This is a genomic window from Burkholderia sp. Ac-20345 (assembly GCF_017104825.1).
Taxonomy (GTDB): Bacteria; Pseudomonadota; Gammaproteobacteria; order Burkholderiales; family Burkholderiaceae; genus Burkholderia; species Burkholderia lata_B.
In genome coordinates this window covers 1-1,801 of sequence record NZ_JAAGPO010000459.1, presented here as the reverse complement: position 1 = coordinate 1,801, position 1,801 = coordinate 1, and the positions used below count along the sequence as shown (strand labels likewise).

Below are 1,801 nucleotides of genomic sequence, written 5' to 3'. Positions count from 1 at the left end.
GCGGATGATCGAGCGCCGCAACCGATTCGCCGCCATCGAGCTGGATCGAGAATTTCGGCGACAGCTCGCCGCGGCGTGGCTCGCGCGCCAGCATGGCGAAGAGCGGCGCGGCGAGCGCGCGACTGTCGACGAGCGCGGCAGGATCATGGCCGGCGAGCGGGCTGAGCATCACGTTCCGGACGTCGTCGCTCGCGGCGAGCGCAGCCGCGTCGGCCGCTGCATTCGAGGTGGCATCGACGGACGGACCGAGACCCGCTTCGAGCAACGCGCGCGTCAGCGCGTCGGCCGCGCCGTCGCGAATGCCGCGTAGCTGGAGATTCGCGCGCTTGGTCGCGTCGCTCGCGCCGGAGCCGAATGCACGCGCGGCGGCGGCGATCGCACGCGCCTGGCGCGCATCGAGCCGGCCGCCCGGCAGCTTGATCCGGCACAGCCCGCCGTCGGCGGCCGCCACCACGCGCACGAGCCCCGGGCAGGCCGACGGGCGCACGATGGGCGACGCAGGAATGGAAACGGGGGCGGAACTCAACGGGGTACCGGGACAGTGTCGCGCCGCGGCCAACGCATCGGTACACCCCGCCCGACGCCGACTGGCACGCACGCACTTTCTGGCCGGCAGGTCTCCTGGCTGACAGGTCGGCGCCGGCTCCCGGCCTTCCCGGTGGAACCAGTGGCATGAGGGGGGAGATCGGCTCGCTGTCTACAGTTGCGGGGGCAGCCACAGCGGCGCGTGGCGCGCCCTGTGTTCCCTCTTCGGCCCCGAAGGGCACCGGCGAACGAACGGCCGTAGGATACCCGATTTTCGCGACGATCCGGCATCGGCGATGCGTCGCGCAACCGCGCCGCAGCACGGCCGCAGCTGGTTTTGCGCTGTCTCGCAAATGGTACGATTGGCGGCTCGACACCCGATCGGCGACCGCCGGCACCCGCCATGAAACCCGGCAGGACGGAGCTGTTCGGCATGGGCGTCGCACTGGGCTGCTGGCGGTCACCGCATGGGTTCTGCTCGCGTGCATACTGATCCCGCTTGCGCCGTCGGCCGAGTGGCCGAAGAATGTCGGGCTCGCCGGCCTCGGCGTGCCGATCGTGGCGGGCGGAACGTTCCTGTACCGGAAAGGCGGGGCGCGGCCGCTCAGGTGGCGGCTGATCACATCGATCGGCGGCATGGTTCTGGGCGTACTGACCTTGGTCGGTGGCGCACCGCGCGGCTGACAGCGTCGCCGTATCGCCCCGGCGGGCGGTGGCGTACATGGCACGGAAACGGCTCGGGATCGGGGTCGGGGTCGACAACGGATCAACGCGCGGCGGCCCGGCCGCCGCGCATCGCAACAAACGGTAGGGAATCGAACGATGGGGAAGGGTGCATGACGGCGTGGCTGACGGTAGTGGGCATCGGCGACGACGGTTACGCGGGGCTCGGACGCAGCGCGCGCCGCGCGCTGCTCGACGCGACGCTCGTGGTCGGCGCGAAGCGGCATCTCGACATGCTGCCCGCGCGGCTGCCGGCCGCGCGCGAAACGTGGCCGTCGCCGTTCGATCTCGCGGGCGTGCTCGCGCGTCGCCCGGCGCCTGTCTGCGTGCTCGCCAGCGGCGACCCGATGCTGTTCGGCGTCGGCGCCACGCTCGCGCGCCAGCTTTCCCCCGACGAATGGCGCGTGCTGCCCGCGCCGTCGTCGTTGTCGCTCGCGGCCGCGCGCCTCGGCTGGGCGCTGCAGGATGTCGGCGCGGTTTCGCTCGTCGGCCGTCCGCTTGCGACGCTCACGCGTCACCTGCTGCCCGGCCGCCGCCTGTTCGTGCTGAGCGA

Annotated in this window: 1 protein-coding gene, 1 pseudogene and 1 riboswitch; of the genes and pseudogenes, one reads left to right on the top strand and one right to left on the bottom strand. The window is 72.4% G+C overall.

Annotation, left to right across the window (positions count from 1 at the left end; genetic code table 11):
- Positions 1 to 526, bottom strand: a pseudogene (locus tag G3O06_RS47930) (precorrin-3B synthase); the annotation flags it as partial.
- Between the two features lie 67 nt (positions 527 to 593).
- Positions 594 to 786: riboswitch (cobalamin riboswitch) on the bottom strand.
- 575 nt (positions 787 to 1,361) lie between these two features.
- Between G3O06_RS47930 and cbiE the strand changes: the two are divergent.
- A partial coding sequence (cbiE, locus tag G3O06_RS47925) for a precorrin-6y C5,15-methyltransferase (decarboxylating) subunit CbiE (protein WP_205820350.1) occupies positions 1,362 to 1,801 on the top strand: 440 nt, incomplete at its 3' end.